Here is an 18,532-nt window from a genome sequence, read left to right on the forward strand (position 1 = left end):
GTTACTGCCATAAGCCTTATTTTCGAGAGCAAAATATTGAGGGTGAGATATCTTGATAAATGGTGTTCCGTTAGCTGACATTGATAATAAGACTAAATTTCAAAAAAGTTGAAAAGCAAATTTCGTCAATCTCTTCTTATTTCTTAAAACTAAGTGGCTTTTTCACAACCTCTTTTTATCTAATAACCACTGTTTCCAACTCAACTAATTTTGCCCACGTTTCAATTTGATCTGTTGTTAGATTTAGCGAGACAACGGTATGATGACCGCCACCTGCCTGAATCCATGAATGGACACCTTCATGGAAATTCGGTTTAGTTTTCCATAACACACGTGCAACAGGTAAATTAGGTGCTTCAGTCGTTGGTTCAAAGGCTTCTACTTCATTGATCAGCAGTTTATAATGCGTACCGAAATCTGCCATCGATACGACTACCCCTTCTCCTGCTTTCCCATCAAATACAAGACGCGCCGGATCTTCTCTATCTCCCATTGATAAAGGAGAAACAACGATTCTTGGTTTCGTCGCAGCAAGCGTCGGATCTACTTCCATCATATGGGATTCCAAGATTGCTTCTTGGCCACTAGCTAGCTCGTAAGTATAATCTTCCATGAATCCTGTATCTTTCCCTCGAGCCATGATTTTCAGCAACCGATCAATCGCTGCAGTTTTCCAGTCGCCTTCCCCAGCAAAACCGTATCCTTCTGCCATCAAACGTTGTACAGCTAGTCCAGGTAGTTGTTTCATTCCATACAGGTCTTCAAAATTAGTCGTAAAAGCGTTATAGCCTCCTTCTTCTAAGAAACGGCGAATACCGATTTCCTGCTGAGCTTGTACTTTTACATGTTCCTCCCATGTCTTTTCTTCATAATCACCATAGTCGAAGGTATACAATTCCTTGTACTCTTCAAATAATTGATCGACTTCTTCGTCTGATACGCGATCGATTACTTGTACAAGATCTCCGATACCAAAATAATCAACAGTCCAACCAAATTGAATCTGTGCTTCCACTTTGTCTCCTTCTGTGACACCCACGTTTCTCATGTTGTCACCAAAACGAGCCACTTTTATTCCAAAACTTTCATTATAGGCTACTGCAACATCCATCCAATCAGCAATCTCTTTTTGGATCTCAGGTCGTTTCCAGTAGCCAACGACGATTTTATTTTGTTTATTTAATCGAGCATTGATGAACCCATATTCGCGGTCACCATGAGCGGATTGATTTAAATTCATGAAATCCATATCGATCGTTTTCCAAGGAATGCTTTCGTTATATTGCGTAGCTAAATGAAGCAATGGTTTTTGTAGAAGCTTTGTCCCGCGGATCCACATTTTTGCTGGTGAGAAAGTATGCATCCAAGTGATCACACCTGCTACTTCTTCTCGATAATTGACCTCTTTCATGATTTTTGTGATCGTATCAGCAGTAACTGCTAATTCTTGAAGGCGGATTGGATAAGGCAATTGGCCATTTTCATTCAGTTCATCGACCATTTCTTGTGCATGTTTCTTTACTTCTCGCAGTGCTTCTTCCCCATATAAATGCTGTGATCCTACAACAAACCAAAATTCTTTTTCTCCAATATTCAACATAATTAGCCACTCCTTTTATTTGTTTTGTCCGTAATACGCATTTTTTCCGTGTTTTCGTAAATAATGTTTATCTAAAATCCGTTGAGGCAGCTCTTCTGAAAATGAATTGAGCTGTCTGGTAAATAAATTCATCTTGCATACTTCATCTAGTACGACTGCGTTCATTACCGCACTTTGCGCATCTTTCCCCCAAGTAAATGGACCGTGTCCGTGTAAAAGTACCCCTGGAATTGCTAAGGGATCAATTTTGCGTTCTTTGAATGTTTCTATGATAACTTTTCCTGTTTCATATTCGTACCCGCTGTCGATTTCCTGTTGTGTCAAAAATCGAGCACAAGGTACCGATCCATAAAAAGTATCTGCATGCGTCGTCCCCATCGCAGGAACATCCAATCCTGCTTGTGCCCAGATCGTCGCCCATGTCGAGTGAGTATGGACGATTCCTCCGATTTGAGGAAATGAACGATATAAAACAGCATGAGTAGGCGTATCCGAAGAGGGATTGAGTTTACCTTCAATGATATGATTGTCCAAGTCCACAACGACCATGTCGTCTGCTGTCATCTCTTCATAACTGACTCCGCTAGGTTTGATAACGAAATATCGTGTTTCAGGATCAAAAGCGCTCACATTTCCCCATGTATATTTGACGAGTCCGTGTTTAGGCAAGTCAAGATTTGCTTGGTATACTTCTTCTTTCAGTTGTTCCAGCATTTTCTATCACTCCTTTTTCTTGCAATTGATGAATCGCTGTTTTTTCAATGTCGATCCCCTCACGGTAACGTCTCATAAATATCTGATAGCCTGCTATTTCTTCTGCTGAAGGTGTGATGGTGATTCCTTGGTCTTGTCCAAACACGTCTTCTGCCAAGAAGTTTTCTAAAGACTTCCCATGTCGATCCATCATATAGGCTGCTAATAACGCGATTCCCCACGCTCCACCTTCTCCGGCTGTGTCCATCACTGTAACTGGTGCCTCCATAGCAGATGCTAGAATCCGCTGTCCAACTTCTGGTGTTTTAAAAATCCCCCCATGCCCCACTAAACGATCAATTTGGACATTCTCAGATTTCAATATATCCATTCCGATTCTCATTGCACCAAAAGCACTGGCTAAATGGATCCGCATGAAATTCGCTAAATCAAAACGGCTACCTGGTGTACGTACAAATAATGGCCTTCCTTCATTTACTCCTGTAATGTTTTCACCGGAAAAATAACCATAAGAAAGTAATCCCCCGCAATCCGTATCGCCTTCTAGCGCTTTGTTGAATAATACCGTGAATAATTTATCTCTGCTTATCTCCATACCCAAAGAATTGGTAAATTCTTCAAAAATACTGACCCAAGCATTGATATCCGAAGAGCAGTTATTCGTATGAACCATGCCTACTAGTTCTCCTGAAGGTGTAGTGACCATGTCGATTTCCGGATGGACATTTTCTAGTTCTTTTTCTAATACGATCATAGCGAAGGCGGAAGTACCAGCCGAAATGTTCCCTGTCCGTTTGGCTACACTGTTCGTAGCGACCATACCGGTTCCTGCATCCCCTTCTGGCGGACAAACCGGGATTCCTGGTCTCAAATTTCCCGTAGGGTCGATCAGATAAGCCCCTGATTCGCTTAACTTGCCAGCTTCTTCTCCTGCTACTAGAACTTTAGGCAAAATGTGATCCAAGTCAATCGCTACGTGCGCTTTTTCGATTAACTGACCAAAAATATTTTTCATTTCTTGATGGTAGGTTTTCGTTGAAGGATCGATAGGAAACATGCCTGATGCATCTCCTACGCCTAGTACTTTCTCACCAGTAAGCTGCCAATGGACATAACCTGCAAGCGTTGTCAAAAAATTAATTTCTTTCACATGTTCTTCTTTATTCAAAATAGATTGATACAAATGAGCGATACTCCATCTCTGCGGAATATTGTATTGAAATTTTTCCGTTAATATTCGTTCTGCTTCTTCAGTGATTGTATTTCGCCAAGTACGAAATGGTACTAGTAACTGTTCCTTGCTATCAAATGCTAGATAACCGTGCATCATTGCACTGAACCCAATCGACCCGATTGTCGTAAGATTCTCGCCATAGATTTCGAATACTTCTGCTGCCATTTTTCGGTAACTGACGCGCAGTCCTTTCCAAATATCTTCTAATGAATAGGTCCAGATACCATTTTCTAGTTTGTTTTCCCACTCATAACTACCAGCGGCAATAGGAGTAAAAGATGAATCAATCAATACAGCTTTGATCCTAGTTGATCCAAACTCAATCCCTAAAGATGTACGACCATCTATGACATCTAACATACTTTGCGCATTTACTTCCTTCATAATGATTTAACTCCCTCCTTCTCGTCAAACCTGATCAAACCGTCTTTTTAGTAGCGCTTACAATGATTATTGTATACTTTTGTACGTACATGTCAAGCGGTTATTTACAAGAATACAATAAAAAACACTTGTTTTGTACGTACATAAGTTATAAAATGAAATTGCTTACAAAATCTGATCAACCGCCTTCTCGAAATTCTAGAAGGAGAGAATACTTATGAAAAAAGAAAAAAAAGTTTCCTCATCGTTTATTTATTTTTTTGGCGCATTTGGCGGCATTCTATTTGGATATGATATTGGTGTTATGACCGGCGCCTTACCTTTTTTACAGCATGATTGGGGTTTGGCAGGTAAAGCTTCTTTGATAGGATGGATCACGTCTTCGGTCATGTTAGGTGCGATCCTTGGCGGCTCTTTATCTGGTCTTCTTTCTGATAAGCTTGGACGACGAAAAATGATTCTTCTTTCTGCACTTATTTTTATGGCTGGTTCTGTCCTTTCTGCATCTGCCCCTCACAATGGTTCTTATTTTCTGATTGCAGCAAGGATTCTTCTAGGTTTAGCTGTTGGCGCTGCATCTGCCCTAGTTCCTGCTTATATGTCTGAAATGGCTCCTGCTAGACTAAGGGGAAGATTGTCAGGGATCAATCAAGTGATGATTGCTTCTGGCATGCTCCTTTCCTATGTTGCAGATTATTTGCTAAAAGGGTTGCCTGAAACGATGGCTTGGCGCGTGATGTTAGGGCTCGCTGCTGTCCCCGCGCTGATTTTATTTTTCGGTGTTTTAGCTCTACCAGAGTCACCGCGTTTTCTTATGCAATCTGGCCGCTTGGAAGAGGCAAAAAGAGTATTGAACTATATTCGGACACCAAAAGAAGCTGAACAGGAATTCGAACAAATCCAGCTGAATGTCAAACAAGAAAAGACAACCGGAACTTCTTGGCATACTTTGTTTTTAGAAAAATATCGTTCCTTAGTCATTGCCGGTATTGGTGTAGCAGTATTCCAGCAATTTCAAGGAGCTAATGCTATTTTTTACTATATTCCGCTGATCGTAGAAAAAGCGACTGGGCATGCAGCGAGCGATGCATTGATGTGGCCGATCATCCAAGGAATCATTTTAGTTGCTGGTTCTTTGCTCTTTTTGGTTATTGCAGACAAGTTCAATCGGCGAACTTTATTGAAAATAGGCGGTAGCGTGATGGGACTTTCTTTCATCCTACCAGCTGTTTTAGGAACTGTACTGGATGCTCATACAAATTCGTTGTTGATTCTCTTGTTTTTATGTATTTATGTCGCATTTTATTCTTGCACATGGGCTCCACTGACATGGGTAATCATAGGCGAAATATTCCCACTAGCTGTCCGCGGGCGAGCATCTGGCCTAGCCTCTTCTTTTAATTGGATTGGTTCTTTCCTAGTTGGCTTGCTTTTTCCTGTGATGACTGCTTCTATGTCTCAAGAAATCGTTTTCGGCATTTTTGGGATCATCTGCTTTTTAGGGGTTTTATTTATTCAAGAGATCGTACCAGAAACTCGTGGGAAATCTTTAGAGGAAATCGAACAAAGTGCATCTAAAAAAACTTATCCTAAACGTATTTCTATCCATCATTCTTAAAGAGGTTGTGACAGAAGTGGTCAGCTTCAAGAAATAAGAAGGAACCGCTTAGTTTCCAGTCACAAGGAACAATTTCAAAAAACAGCTTCTCATGTTTGATGAATATTGTGACTTGTGACCAGTTGGTAGGAGAACACCGTTTAGTGGAGAGGTGGTGAAAGAAACGTTCAGCCTTGAGCGATGACAAAAGCTCTCACAAACATTGCGACGAGTAACCGTAGGAGCAATAAGAGGCGGTAAAAACCCGTCTCTTATTTTTCGTTTTCTTTCACTGTTTCCCGTTCAACTAGTACAGGTTCATAGAGAATATTTGGCTGTGCCTGTCCTTTTTCAATCGTTGTGACGATCCACCGTGCGGCATCTTGTCCCAACTTTTCTTTTGGATGCGTCAATGTTGTCAATTTTTTATTCCCTAAATGGCTTAAAGAAGAATCGTCTGTTCCTACGATCGATAGGTCATCTGGAATATGATAGCCATTTTCTGTCAACTTATCTAGCATTAAACTAGCTATTTGATCGTTATAGCAAATGATGCCATCTAAAGCTTGTTCTTCTTTCAACCGTTGTACTGTTTTTTCAGCGATTGTTTCTCGTGTTTCCGTGGTGAAAGTAATGATATCTTCCGTCAAAAAACGCACATTATACTGTTCACACGCGCTGATAAAACCTTTCATCCTGTATTTTCCTTGAAGATCGTCGATTTTTGTGATGAACAACAGACGCTGATGTCCTTTTTTTATCAAATATTCTGCTGCCATAAAACCGACTTTCACATCATCTAAACAAATATAAGAGGCATTTAACTCTTCATAAGCAGCATTGATCATCACCATCGGAATGCCTTGTTCTCTCAAAGCAACATAAAGTGCTAAGTTTGGGTTATACTGATTACTTTTCGTAGGCTCAACGATCAAACCATCTACCCCATAAGCAATCATTTTCTTCAAACACTCTTTCTCCAATTCGTGATCGTTATTCGTACTGGCTAAAAGCAATGAATACCCAGATTCTCGTAATTCATTTTCGATTCCTCGGATAATCGACGGAAAAATATAATCAGAGAGATATGTGGTGATGACACCGATCGTTTTTGTTCTGTTCAATGGTGTTTTTTCTTTCTTATAGCTGTCATCTACATATGTGCCCGACCCTTTTTCTTTACGCAGATAGCCCTCATTTACCAACACAGCGATTGCTTGCCGAATCGTATGTCTGCTGACGTCATATATTTCTTGCAGCTTGAATTCTGAGGGAATGGTTGTATTTACTTCGTATTCCTCACGAAGGATCTTTTGTTTTATCTCTTCTGCAATATCTTGATATTTTGCCATTTGCCTTGCCCCTTTTTATTTGTACGTACATATATCATAACGAGTCTGCAAGGTTTATTCAAGCAAAAATCAAGGTTTCTTGTGCTCATAAGGCATACGGAACAGGTTCACCAAATTCTGGAAATCCTTGCTCATTCCACGTAAAGCATTGCGCGTTCGCGTGCCGATTAGGATTGTCTAACGGATCCCCTTTTTGGTTCTTCTCTGGTCGAGCATGATAGATCAAAATATCAAAGCACCCGTCTTCTGAAACCGTAAACGAGTTGTGACCAGGACCAAATTGCTTATTTTTTTCAGAAGAAACGAATACTGGCTCCGATAATTTATGCCATGATTCTTTTAATAAAAGATTCTTGTGCTCATCAGCCCACAGCAGGCCCATGGCATAGTTTTCATCTGTTGCACTACCAGAATACGTAATGAATATTTTCCCATTGCGAGTAAGGACTGCTGGACCTTCATTTACTGAAAAACCCCGTTTTTCCCATTCATACTCAGGTATAGAAAGGAGGATCTGCTTCCCCTTTAACGTCCAAGGATTATCCATTTCGGATAGATAAAGATTAGAATTCCCAGTAATTTCAGGATCTTGTTGGGCCCACACATAATATAGCTTTCCTTGAGAAGAGAAAGTTGTTCCGTCTAAACTGAAAGTTTCCCTTTTCGTTTTTATTTGTCCCTTTTCTATCCAATCTGTATTCATTGGATCTATATGCTGATTTTCAAGTACGAACATGCGGTGATGATGAGATTCATCACGTATAGTTTTATGATTGCTTGCAGCAAAGTAAATATACCATTTTCCATTGATATAATGGACTTCAGGTGCCCAGATCAATTCACTCATCGGTCCTTCTTCATGAGCCTGCCATACAATCAGGCTTGCAGCATGTTCTAATTCATTCAGTGACTTTGCCCTTCTTAATTCAATCACTTGGTAGCCTGGAACCGATCCTGTAAAATAATAATAACCATCTGTATGTTTATATACCCAAGGATCTGCCCGTTGCCGAACGATAGGATTATTATAAAGTGTCTTCATCATAACAAATTTCCTCACATTTTCTTTATTCTAATTACATTCCAAGAGTATTTTTCTATCCCTACATTTAATTCGTCATGTTTTTCTATTGAAAAATAGTTTATTTCAGGTTTTATTTTTTCTGGTTCTTCACGTGTATTTTTGTCCAACAGATCGCTACTGGTTAATGTGTAGTGCTCTCCTTGATCTAGCAAATTGAAATCATGTTCAATCGTTATCTTTTGTTGTTCATTTGTGCGATTGATCAAGAAAATAGTCAGCTGATTGCCGTTATCTACGATCACACTGTCCACATAAGGAACATTTTTTATCTTTTCACAATCATAAACAGGGCAAATGATTTGTTGTTTCAATACTTGACCTTTAGCATATTTCGATAAGTGTTGCATCACATAATAAGTTGGATTCCTCCATGCTTGTCCTTTAGCATCTGTCAGTATTAAAGGTATTGTGTTTACTAACAATGATTGACAACTAATCTTTACGCGATCTGCGTGTCGTAAAATAGCCAGCCCTAATGAACCAAATAATAATGTATCTTCCATAGTAAAGTAACACCAATCGATGGGACTACCGACTTCAAAATCCCTATGTCTTTTTTCCGGTTGGGCATGTACATTCCATTCATCAAACGCTAGATACATTGTTTTCTCACTTCTCAAATATCCTTTTACATAATCACAAGTAGCAACGATTTCTTCAATTTGACGATCGAATCGATAAGCTTTTGCAAGGTATGTCGCTGTATCATCACGCTCATTTTTAGGAGGTTTAGTCAAGTCTTCTTCATCATACTTATCAATATAGTTATGCAAAGCTAAATAATCTACATTCTCATAAGCTTCTTCTAATGCGATACGATCCCATTCAGGGTACGATGGTAAACGTGGCGTAGAGCTTCCAACTAAGATTGTTTCAATTGAATCATCCACTAACTTCATGACTTTTGAGGCTTCATTTGCTAACCTACCATATTCATAAGCACTCTTAGCCCCCACTTGCCATGGACCGTCTAGCTCATTCCCTAAACACCATAATTTAACGCCAAAAGGCTTTTTTTGCCCATTTTTTATTCTTAAATCACTCCAGAAGGTTCCTTTTGGAAAATTACAATATTCTACTAAATTTTTTGCTTCATCAATTCCTTTTGTTCCTAAATTCACCGTGAATATCGGTTTCGCTTGTACATGACTGATCCATTTAAAAAATTCGTGGAGTCCAAAAGAATTTGGTTCTATACCTCGCCATGCTAAATCAATTTTTTTTGGTCGTTGTTCTTTCCTACCTACAGTATCCACCCAATCATAACCAGATGTAAAGTTTCCTCCAGGATAGCGAATGACACCTAATTCTAATTCCTTTACATAAGAGAGGACATCTTGTCTAAACCCGTCACCATCAGCTGTTTCATGGCCCGGTTCATAAATCCCTGTATAGACGACACTTCCCATATGCTCAACAAATGAGCCAAACAGCCGAGAACTGATCTCTCCTACCGTAAAATCCTCTCTGATTTTTACTTTCACTTCTTCGTCCAACAGCTTTCCCTACCTTTCATTTCCTATAGTCAAGATAATAGATACAAGTTTCCATACGCCACCAGCAAAGATAAAAATAAAAGGAGGGAAAAGAAATATGAGCAGTACAAATCCTAATAACAATACGCAACAAAGAATATTTCTCAAAAAATCAAAAAATACTTTCCATGCACTTTGTTCAAAAATTTGTAAAAATGTGATATCTTTGTTTTCAGAAATCACATATATCCAGGATAAAAGAAACATGGAATAAATAAGTAAAACTACATATCCACTAATTGAAAGTACGATTGTCTGTTCTTCTAATAATTGATTAACAAGAAAATAAATAATGATCGTTAACAGACTAAGGAACAAGTTCTTACCAAAATGTTGCTTTATTCCTTGAAAGAAAAAATAAATGATATTTCCTGATCCCTCACCTTTCCATTGCGCCATTACATAAAAAACAGCACATGTAGCAGGCACGATAGTAATAACAGGCAAACACACGATTACCCAGAGAATACCTAATAAGATGTAATCAGAAACCACAATCAACTGTCCATAAAATTTAGTCTCAACTATTTTCATCTTCCTCACTCTTTCATTCCAGACATAGCTGTTCCTTGAACAAAATATTTCTGTGCAAAAATATAAACCACTAGTAATGGCAGCATTGAAATAACCGTTCCAGCCATTACAGGTCCATAAAAAGAAATGTTCTGCCCTGTAAATAAAGCTAACCCTGCTGGTAAAGTTCTCATTTTTGAACTACTTGTCAATATCAATGGATAAAGCAAGTCATTCCAACTATTCATCAGCGTGAAAATCCCTAATGATAAAAGAGTAGGTTTGCTCAATGGCAACATGATTTTCAAAAAAATATTAAACTCACTTAATCCATCAATGCGTGCTGCCTCTTCCAAAGAATCTGGTAAAGTAATAAAAAAGGAACGCATCATGAAGATACCAAATGCAGTTGTCATACGAGGAATGATCAAACCTGCATAAGTATCAAGCATGCCAAGCAAATTGACTTCAATAAATAGAGGAATCATGAAGACTTGGAATGGGATCATCATTGTCAGCAAAACGAAATAGAACAAAACTGATTTTCCTTTGAAACGCATACGAGCAAATGCATACCCCGCAAGAGAATCAAAGAATACAGAAGTGATCACTGTCCCTCCAGCAAAAATCACTGTATTTTTGATGTAATCTAATAAAGGGATCGTTGTCCAAACCTTAATATAGTTATCTAGGGTATAGCTATCTGCAAATATTCTAGGCGGAAATGAGATAATGTCTTTTTCGTGTTTAAAAGAAGAAATAATCAGCCACAAAAAAGGAAACGCAATAACCAACAATATAACTAGCATACTAATCGTTCGAATGATTTTTTTACCACTAACTGCTTTTCGACTATTCACAGTAACTGTAATCGAGCTTTCTGGTGCCATACAGGTTTCCCTCCTATTTCATTTGTTTTTCTTTCCGTGACATGTACACATTAGTGGAGATAGCTATAGTTGCAACAATGATAAACAAAACCGAAGACAGTGCTGATGCATAGCCCAATTCATAAGGTGCTGTAAATCCTCGACTGTAAATATATTGAACAGCTGTTTCTGTCTTAAATTGTGGGCCACCAGCGGTTGCAACATATACTTGGTCAAACACTTGCATCGAACCAATCAGATTCGTTAAAATACAAAAACCTAAGGAGGGAACGATCTGAGGTAGCGTAATGTTAAAAAACTGCTGTCGATTTGTTGCACCATCCATTTGAGCAGATTCATACAAAGAGGGAGAGATTCCCTGAATAGCAGTCAAGAGAATCGTCATAGTAACACCAAAATTCTTCCAAACAGTCATGATGGCTACCGTCGGCATAGCAAGGGTTGGATCGCGAAAAAATTGAGGGATCGGCAAGCCGACTTGTGAAAACAAGTAAGGAATCGCCCCTACATTCGGATCAAGCAACATAGAAAAAATAATCGCAATTGACGTCAATGAACAAATAACTGGAATGTAAAATGTCGAACGACAAAAACGATTGAATCTGGTATTTTTAGATAATGCTACTGCTGCTAATAAACCAACGATAATTTGTGTTGGCGTTTCGAGTACGGTGAAATATAAAGAATGAATCAACGAATTAACTGCTCGTTCATCACTAAATATACGTGTGAAATTTTCAAAACTTACAAAATTTCTTGATGTAAAGAAAATATTCAAATCTGTAAAACTAATAGCAAATGTTCCTAAAAGCGGTATGACAGTAAATAATAATAAAACTAAAAAAGATGGAGTTAAAAACAAATACGCAGCACGATCAGGACGATTCCAATATTTGGTGAATCCGTTCATATAGTCCACCTCATCTTTCATTTTGATAAAATATACAATCTTGGTTTAAACGAATCTGAATAAGATATCCGAACAATCGCTGTGATTTTTGCAATAACACCTATCTGCAAATACTAGGTCGATCATTCAGATATCTGTATCTTGCCAACAGTCTATCCTGTATAAAGTTCTGTACTATTTTTGCAGTAATTGATTGATGGCATCATCTGCATCGTTCATGAGTGTCTCAGGATCTTCTCCTGCTAATAATTTTTCAATCAGTGGATTGATGATATCGTTATTGATCGCAGAGATTTGGGTAAAACCTGGTAAATATGGCTCTGCATAGTCCATTTGTTTCGATAATTCAGATACAATAGGATCATTTTTTACTTCTTCATCTTTTGCTACTGAATCCAAGTAGGCAGGAAAACCATTTTCGATACTCCATTTTTTACCAATTTCAGTTGTATTCCAATATTTCAAAAACTCATAGACAGCTTCTTTTTTATTATTATCTGTACTTGCCGGAATGGCATATCCTACGCCATCTAAAATAGCTGTTTTTTTGTCTGAATCACTCCCTTGTGGTAAGGTAGTCACATTATAATCAATCTCGTTTGCTTTCAATCCGTTATTTAACCATGGCCCATTGATTTCAATGGCTAGTTGACCAGCATTCATTAAATTGTCCATTTCGGCGCCAGAAATCGATTCTGGACCAGTCTTGTCTACATGGATCATTTTTTGGATCGCTTTTAACGTTTTAAGGTTCTCAGGAGACGCAAATTCAGACTTAGTATAATCATCGTTCACTAATTTACCGCCATTTGCTAACATCCAGTTATATAACGGTGCAGTTCCATCCTTATTGAAGACAAAACCTGATACATTTTTACTACTATCAGTTAATTTTGGTGCCATTTCTGTCAATTCTTCCCAAGTAGTAGGTGGTTGTTCAGTATCTAATCCAGCTTGTTTAAACAAATCATTATTCCAATACATATACATGCCTTGTACCTGCATGGGGACAAAATACTGTTTACCTTCTACTTCACCTAATTCAATAGCCGTTTCTTTAAAATCAGATTTATCTACTCCATCATATTCCCAGAAATCGTCTAATGGTTGTACCGCTCCGTTTTCTACATACTGTGCAAAATCTGGATAATTTAATGCAATAAAGTCAGGTGCTTTTTTAGAAGAAATCGCTGTAGGAAGTTTTTCATTCAAATTGGCCCAAGTCATGATATCCATTTCAATTTTGATGTTTTTATCATTTGTTTTATTAAATTCATTAACGATTTCTTGCAATATTTCACCATCAGATGCAGTAAACCCATTCCAAAAAGTCAAAGTCACTTCTTTATCAGAATCAGATTCTGCTGAACTTCCGCCACCGCAAGCTCCTAAAATACCTGTTGCAGCTACCAACAAAGAGCCAATTAACCATTTTTTACCTTTCATTTTTTGTTCCTCCTTCATCTGATAAACGACATCTGACCACATTCCAAGATAGCGGTTTCAATAAACAATTGATTTTCCCATCTTCAGCTTTTACATTTGTTGAATGACTTGGTTTTACTTGTTCACTTTTAGGAAGATTAGTTGCTTTTGTATCAAATCCACTCATTTCAGAAAAATCAATCACTCCCTCTAATGATAATTCAGACAAGTGAACAGTTAGATTCATTTCTTCTTCTCCACGGTTAACTGCAAATATGACAAGTTCTTTGTCATTTATTACGGCTATACTTTCTAAATACGGCACTTCTTCAAAATCTTCCGTCGCATAGTTTGCTGAACGAATTTGTGGGCTTAACACCTCTCCTTGTCCATACACAGCAGCTTGCATAAATGGATAATAGATCGTCTGTCTCCAAGCTTCTCCGTTTGTTTCTGTCCTGATTGGTGCAATAACGTTTACCAATTGAGCAAGACAAGCAATCTTTACTCTATCTGCATGTTTCAATAAAGTGATTAATAGACAGCCTAATAGTAATGCATCTTCAAAATTATAGTTATCTTCTAGTAAAGGAGGAGCAATCTGCCAAGGCGCTGCTTGCTCATCTTGTTCCGCTGAATGATACCAAATATTCCATTCATCAAAGGACAGGTTGATCTGCTTCTTACTATGTTTCTTCGCCTTGACTGTATCGCACATCGCTGTCACTTCAGAAATGAACCGATCCATGTCTAAGGAACGTGCAAGATAATGAGAAAGATCATTTTTTTGGTTGCCATAATATTGATGCAGAGACAAATAATCTATTTGATCGTACGCTTGATCAAGAACTGTTAACTCCCAATCACCAAATGTAGGCATTTGCCGATTCGAACTTCCGCATAAAACCACCTCAATTGAATCATCTACGAGTTTCATCGCCTTAGCCGTTTCCTCTGCTAACCGTCCATATTCTTCCGCTGTTTTATGTCCAATCTGCCAAGGACCGTCCATTTCATTCCCTAAACACCATGTCTTAATTCCAAAAGGGCTCTCTTGACCATTCGAACGCCTTAAATCACTCCAATAAGTTCCTTTAGGAAAATTACAATATTCGACTAAATTACGAGCTGCATCTACTCCACGAGTACCCAGATTGACAGCCATATTGATTTCGGCCCCCACATGCTGACACCAGTTATAAAATTCATGAATCCCAACTTCATTCGTTTCAATTGTCCGCCAAGCTAAATCCAACCTTCTAGGTCTATTTGCTATGGGCCCAATACTGTCTTCCCAACGAAATCCTGACACAAAATTTCCACCAGGATATCTAATCATGGGAATGTTCAATTCTTTTACCAAGTGAATGACGTCTTGGCGAAATCCACTTTTATTAGCTGATGGATGATCTGGCTGATAAATCCCTTCATATACTGCTCGTCCCATATGTTCAATAAATGAACTGTACAACCGCGGATCAACTTTGCCTACACGCTTGACACTACTAATCAACATTGTGGCTTCCATAACTGACCTCCTTTAATTTATACATGAATAATACACCTCGTTGAAAGCGTTGTCAATAATATAAATGTTAAACTTACTTATTTTTTATCGATTTTAATTAACCAAAATATTAATAATGATTAAAACAAATAATTTAATATAACTTTTATTAACAAATATGTTAATATATAAGAAAAACCTTTTAAGAGGTGATATATATGCAACTACAAATAAACGAAGAATCCTTACCGGTATATGAAGCATTAGCTAGTAAAACAAGGATCAAGATCATCCAGCTACTTTCCAAAAAAAAGATGAATGTCAAAGATTTGGCAAAAGAACTTGGAGTGAGCAGTGCTATCACGACGATGCACGTGAAAAAGCTAGAGGAAGCAAACATCATCAAAACAGAAAAAGTAGGACAACAAAAAATTTCGAGCCTTCGTGTCGATAAAATCGATATTAGTTTTCCAGAAAAAATATTCAATGCTTTTGATACGAAAGAAACATCGATACCTATTGGTCACTATACAAATTATGCAATTGAACCAACATGCGGTTTAGCTACGATCCATGATTTTATCGGGAAAGTGGATGAACCACGCTATTTTATGGATCCTCGAAGGATGGATGCCCGCATTCTCTGGTTTACCAGCGGATTTGTCGAGTATCAGGCACCTAATTTTTTAAATACAGAGGATACATTGGAGATGTTGGAAGTTTCTGTGGAAATTTCTTCTGAATTTCCTTTTTCAAATGACAATTGGCCTTCAGATATCACTTTCAGCCTAAATGGTGTGGAGCTAGGAACATGGACGAGCCCTGGAGATTTTGCTGATATCCGCGGTAAATATACGCCTGATTGGTATCCAGATAATCTTAATCAATACGGCTTGCTGAAGACGATCCGAATTACCAAACACTTGACGAATATGAATGGAGAACCCTTGTCAAACATCACGATCAACGACATCCCTAAAGAGCAAGACACTTGGCATTTGCGAATCGAAGTGAAAGACGATGCCAAACATGTGGGGGGCTGTACTTTATTTGGTAAAGGATTCGGTAATTACGATCAGGATATCAAATTAAAAGTTTACTACAGCTGATATTTTTCTTTTCTATTTTATAAAACAAAAACAGCCAATCCCTATGAAGGGACGGCTGTTTTTGCTTTATTGTTATTTCCAGAAATCATCCAAAACGGAAATTGGCAAATGTCGTTTATGTTGTGTCTTGTTCCACCATGCTTCGATTTTTTCTTGTGCTTGAGCGGGAACTTCTTTTCCTTCTAGATAATCATCAATTTCATTATATGTGACACCTAGTGCGACTTCATCTGCAATCATTGGTTTCCCATCTTCAAGATCTGCAGTCGGAATTTTTGTGTATAATTTTTCCGGTGCATTCAATGCTTGAAGCAATTGTTTCCCTTGTCGTTTGTCCAAACGGAATAATGGCAAAATGTCGGCTCCACCATCACCAAATTTCGTGAAGAATCCAGTAATGTTTTCTGCAGCATGATCTGTCCCTAATACGGCTCCTGCTCTTTCTCCAGCTACGGCATATTGCGTAATCATACGTTGACGTGCTTTGATATTTCCTTTGTTAAAATCGCTGATTCCCACACCTGCTTCGCTTAATACTTGTACTTGTGCATCAACAGCTGGTTTGATATTTACTCGCAGACTAACATCGGGCTGGATAAAGTCAAGAGCAGCTTTTGCATCTTCTTCATCTGCTTGTTCACCATAAGGAAGACGAACAGCGATAAATTGATAGTTTTCATCTTTTGTTTCTTCACGCATTTCTTCCATCGTTAGTTGCGCCAAACGGCCTGCTAAAGTAGAATCTTGGCCGCCGCTGATACCTAGTACAAAAGTTTTAAGAAACGGATATTTTTTCAAATATGCTTTCATAAAGTCAATACTTTTACGTATTTCTTCTTTTGGATCAATTGTTGGTTTGACACCTAATTCATTGATAATTTCTGTCTGCAGGCTCATTTATTCTCCTCCTATGCTTCTGTATGAAGTTCTGCTACGCTTTTTTTCATTCGTTCCATGATAGCCATTTTATGGTTCCAGCATTCAGTAGACAGATCGACTGGGTATTTTTGCGGATTCAAGTCTCGTTTATACTCTTCCCATAGTGAATCTAGATTTTCTTTTGTATATTCTTTGATTTCGTTTAGTGCAGGTAATTCGTAAACTCTTTTTCCTTCGATAAAGATATCTTGTAAAACTGGGCGAGCTGTAAAGTCTCGAACAGTTTTATTGATAAACGTATGCACTGGATGGAACATGAAGATAGCTTCTTCTTCTCGAGGGTCTTCATCCCATAATGTCACGTAGTCTCCTTCAGATTTCCCATCAAAATTTCGAGTGATGCGCCACACTTGTTTTTTCCCTGGAGTAGTTACTTTTTCTGCATTGCTTGATAACTTGATCGTATCCATCATTTTTCCTTCATCATCTTCGATCGATACTAGCTTGAATACTGCACCAAGGGCTGGCTGATCATAGGCTGTGATCAATTTTGTCCCAACACCCCATACATCAATTTTAGCTTTTTGCATCTTTAAATTCAAAATCGTTGCTTCATCCAAGTCATTCGAAGCATAGATTTTTGCTTCCGTAAATCCGGCTGCATCTAATTGTTCCCGAACACGCTTAGATATATAGGCCATATCTCCACTGTCGATGCGTACGCCTTGGAAGTTGATTTTGTCACCTAATTCTTTCGCCACGCGAATCGCACTTGGCACACCTGATTTCAACGTATCATAAGTGTCGACTAAGAACACGCAGTCTTTATGGGTTTTAGCGTAGGCCATAAATGCTTCATAATCATTTCCATAAGATTGGACTAACGAATGAGCATGGGTCCCGCTAGCTGGTATCCCAAATATCTTCCCAGCACGTACATTGCTTGTTGCATCTGCTCCGCCGATATATGCCGCTCTAGTTCCCCAGACTGCTGCATCCAGTTCTTGTGCCCGTCTAGTTCCAAATTCCAATAGTGGATCTTCTCCGATGACAGATTTGATACGAGCTGCTTTTGTCGCGATCAACGTTTGGAAATTGACCATATTCAACAGTGCTGTTTCTACTAATTGGCAGTGCGCTAAAGGCCCTTCCACTTGGATCAATGGTTCATTTGCAAAAACTAGTTCTCCTTCACGAGCAGAACGAACTGTTGCTTTAAATTCAAAATTTTGTAAATACTCCAAAAAACCTTCAGGATAGACTTCTAATCCACGCAAGTAAGCAATATCGGAATCATTGAACGTCAGATTCTCTAAATAATTGACTAACCGTTCCAATCCTGCAAAAACCGCGTATCCGTGGTTAAAAGGCATTTCTCGAAAGTAACATTCAAAAACAGCATGTAAATCAGCTCGACCTAATTCCCAGTATGTCTGCATCATATTGATTTGATATAGATCCGTATGCAGCGTCAAACTGTCGTCTGGGTAAGTATTATTCATCTTGTATTACTCCTCTTGGCAAGTTTTCATTTCCTACCCATTATAACAAAAAAAATTAATAGGAAAAGAAATCTTCCATTTTTTCTGAAAAAGCACATGTTTTACGGATATTTCTTGCTAAAAATGAACTCCATCTGCTAAAACTATCCTTTCTTATTGGTATTTAACCTAAACGAGAAAGAATACTTATTTTATTCAATGTATCCGAGACACGAAGAAATTAGCGTTTTCTATTTTTCTTACTTGATAAAATAAGTAGATTTTCCTACTACAATCGTAGCCGTTAAGATACCGATG

The 18,532-nt window shown here is 38.3% G+C and carries 15 protein-coding genes; 2 read left to right on the forward strand and 13 right to left on the reverse strand.

The genetic code is table 11. The annotated features are described in order from the left end of the window. Nucleotides 1-175 precede the first annotated feature (175 nt). From araA to PYW34_RS10255, 3 genes are read right to left on the reverse strand one after another with little or no spacing between them, the layout of a single operon-like run. Nucleotides 176-1,600 carry an L-arabinose isomerase gene (gene araA, locus PYW34_RS10245; protein WP_002287282.1) on the reverse strand — a complete coding sequence of 475 codons (1,425 nt, stop codon included), beginning with the start codon at nucleotides 1,598-1,600 and terminating at the stop codon, nucleotides 176-178. A 15-nt stretch (nucleotides 1,601-1,615) separates the two neighbouring features. Next, on the reverse strand, nucleotides 1,616-2,314 hold the full coding sequence (locus PYW34_RS10250; protein ID WP_002287284.1) for an L-ribulose-5-phosphate 4-epimerase: 699 nt from the start codon (nucleotides 2,312-2,314) through the stop codon (nucleotides 1,616-1,618). Next, nucleotides 2,271-3,932, reverse strand: a complete 1,662-nt coding sequence (locus tag PYW34_RS10255) for a xylulokinase (RefSeq protein WP_002294116.1) — start codon at nucleotides 3,930-3,932, stop codon at nucleotides 2,271-2,273. Before PYW34_RS10255 ends, PYW34_RS10250 begins: the two co-directional genes overlap by 44 nt. A gap of 217 nt (nucleotides 3,933-4,149) precedes the next feature. On the opposite strand from PYW34_RS10255, the gene PYW34_RS10260 reads away from it, so the two are divergent. Continuing rightward, nucleotides 4,150-5,550, forward strand: a complete 1,401-nt coding sequence (locus PYW34_RS10260; RefSeq protein ID WP_002294118.1) for a sugar porter family MFS transporter — start codon at nucleotides 4,150-4,152, stop codon at nucleotides 5,548-5,550. Nucleotides 5,551-5,801: 251 nt separating this feature from the next. On the opposite strand, the gene PYW34_RS10265 is transcribed toward PYW34_RS10260, so the two are convergent. From PYW34_RS10265 to PYW34_RS10300, 8 genes are all read right to left on the reverse strand, one after another. Beyond that, on the reverse strand, nucleotides 5,802-6,881 hold the full coding sequence (locus tag PYW34_RS10265; RefSeq protein ID WP_002287288.1) for a GntR family transcriptional regulator: 1,080 nt from the start codon (nucleotides 6,879-6,881) through the stop codon (nucleotides 5,802-5,804). Between the two features lie 85 nt (nucleotides 6,882-6,966). Then, entirely contained in the window at nucleotides 6,967-7,926 is a 960-nt protein-coding gene (locus PYW34_RS10270; RefSeq protein WP_002287289.1) for a glycoside hydrolase family 43 protein, read from the reverse strand. A gap of 11 nt (nucleotides 7,927-7,937) precedes the next feature. After that, on the reverse strand, nucleotides 7,938-9,449 hold the full coding sequence (locus tag PYW34_RS10275; protein ID WP_002305467.1) for an alpha-N-arabinofuranosidase: 1,512 nt from the start codon (nucleotides 9,447-9,449) through the stop codon (nucleotides 7,938-7,940). Between the two features lie 21 nt (nucleotides 9,450-9,470). Continuing rightward, on the reverse strand, nucleotides 9,471-10,034 hold the full coding sequence (locus PYW34_RS10280) for a YesL family protein (RefSeq protein WP_002294120.1): 564 nt from the start codon (nucleotides 10,032-10,034) through the stop codon (nucleotides 9,471-9,473). Between the two features lie 5 nt (nucleotides 10,035-10,039). Continuing rightward, on the reverse strand, nucleotides 10,040-10,903 hold the full coding sequence (locus PYW34_RS10285) for a carbohydrate ABC transporter permease (protein WP_002287292.1): 864 nt from the start codon (nucleotides 10,901-10,903) through the stop codon (nucleotides 10,040-10,042). A 13-nt stretch (nucleotides 10,904-10,916) separates the two neighbouring features. Continuing rightward, entirely contained in the window at nucleotides 10,917-11,813 is an 897-nt protein-coding gene (locus PYW34_RS10290) for a carbohydrate ABC transporter permease (protein WP_002287294.1), read from the reverse strand. A 174-nt stretch (nucleotides 11,814-11,987) separates the two neighbouring features. Continuing rightward, a complete protein-coding gene (locus tag PYW34_RS10295; protein WP_002321046.1) occupies nucleotides 11,988-13,277 on the reverse strand; it encodes an ABC transporter substrate-binding protein in 1,290 nt (429 codons plus the stop codon). After that, complete coding sequence (locus PYW34_RS10300; RefSeq protein ID WP_002287297.1) at nucleotides 13,249-14,766, reverse strand: alpha-N-arabinofuranosidase; 1,518 nt, start codon at nucleotides 14,764-14,766, stop codon at nucleotides 13,249-13,251. Before PYW34_RS10300 ends, PYW34_RS10295 begins: the two co-directional genes overlap by 29 nt. Before the next feature lie 197 nt (nucleotides 14,767-14,963). Between PYW34_RS10300 and PYW34_RS10305 the strand changes: the two genes are divergently transcribed. After that, on the forward strand, nucleotides 14,964-15,854 hold the full coding sequence (locus PYW34_RS10305) for an ArsR/SmtB family transcription factor (protein ID WP_002287299.1): 891 nt from the start codon (nucleotides 14,964-14,966) through the stop codon (nucleotides 15,852-15,854). 72 nt (nucleotides 15,855-15,926) lie between these two features. On the opposite strand, the gene nadE is transcribed toward PYW34_RS10305, so the two are convergent. After that, nucleotides 15,927-16,751, reverse strand: a complete 825-nt coding sequence (nadE, locus tag PYW34_RS10310) for an ammonia-dependent NAD(+) synthetase (protein WP_002287302.1) — start codon at nucleotides 16,749-16,751, stop codon at nucleotides 15,927-15,929. An 11-nt stretch (nucleotides 16,752-16,762) separates the two neighbouring features. Next, complete coding sequence (locus PYW34_RS10315; protein ID WP_002287304.1) at nucleotides 16,763-18,235, reverse strand: nicotinate phosphoribosyltransferase; 1,473 nt, start codon at nucleotides 18,233-18,235, stop codon at nucleotides 16,763-16,765. Nucleotides 18,236-18,532 lie beyond the last annotated feature (297 nt).

The organism is Enterococcus faecium, assembly GCF_029023785.1.
Lineage (GTDB): Bacteria > Bacillota > Bacilli > Lactobacillales > Enterococcaceae > Enterococcus_B > Enterococcus_B faecium.

What these genes read in the sequence shown, in the direction of transcription:
- PYW34_RS10270 (WP_002287289.1), bottom strand. Translation starts at nt 7,926, where the DNA reads ATGATGAAGACACTTTATAATAATCCTATCGTTCGGCAACGGGCAGAT.
- PYW34_RS10255 (WP_002294116.1), bottom strand. Translation starts at nt 3,932, where the DNA reads ATGAAGGAAGTAAATGCGCAAAGTATGTTAGATGTCATAGATGGTCGT.
- PYW34_RS10260 (WP_002294118.1), top strand. Translation starts at nt 4,150, where the DNA reads ATGAAAAAAGAAAAAAAAGTTTCCTCATCGTTTATTTATTTTTTTGGC.
- PYW34_RS10295 (WP_002321046.1), bottom strand. Translation starts at nt 13,277, where the DNA reads ATGAAGGAGGAACAAAAAATGAAAGGTAAAAAATGGTTAATTGGCTCT.
- PYW34_RS10300 (WP_002287297.1), bottom strand. Translation starts at nt 14,766, where the DNA reads ATGGAAGCCACAATGTTGATTAGTAGTGTCAAGCGTGTAGGCAAAGTT.
- PYW34_RS10250 (WP_002287284.1), bottom strand. Translation starts at nt 2,314, where the DNA reads ATGCTGGAACAACTGAAAGAAGAAGTATACCAAGCAAATCTTGACTTG.
- PYW34_RS10305 (WP_002287299.1), top strand. Translation starts at nt 14,964, where the DNA reads ATGCAACTACAAATAAACGAAGAATCCTTACCGGTATATGAAGCATTA.
- PYW34_RS10265 (WP_002287288.1), bottom strand. Translation starts at nt 6,881, where the DNA reads ATGGCAAAATATCAAGATATTGCAGAAGAGATAAAACAAAAGATCCTT.
- PYW34_RS10315 (WP_002287304.1), bottom strand. Translation starts at nt 18,235, where the DNA reads ATGAATAATACTTACCCAGACGACAGTTTGACGCTGCATACGGATCTA.
- nadE (WP_002287302.1), bottom strand. Translation starts at nt 16,751, where the DNA reads ATGAGCCTGCAGACAGAAATTATCAATGAATTAGGTGTCAAACCAACA.
- PYW34_RS10280 (WP_002294120.1), bottom strand. Translation starts at nt 10,034, where the DNA reads ATGAAAATAGTTGAGACTAAATTTTATGGACAGTTGATTGTGGTTTCT.
- PYW34_RS10290 (WP_002287294.1), bottom strand. Translation starts at nt 11,813, where the DNA reads ATGAACGGATTCACCAAATATTGGAATCGTCCTGATCGTGCTGCGTAT.
- PYW34_RS10285 (WP_002287292.1), bottom strand. Translation starts at nt 10,903, where the DNA reads ATGGCACCAGAAAGCTCGATTACAGTTACTGTGAATAGTCGAAAAGCA.
- araA (WP_002287282.1), bottom strand. Translation starts at nt 1,600, where the DNA reads ATGTTGAATATTGGAGAAAAAGAATTTTGGTTTGTTGTAGGATCACAG.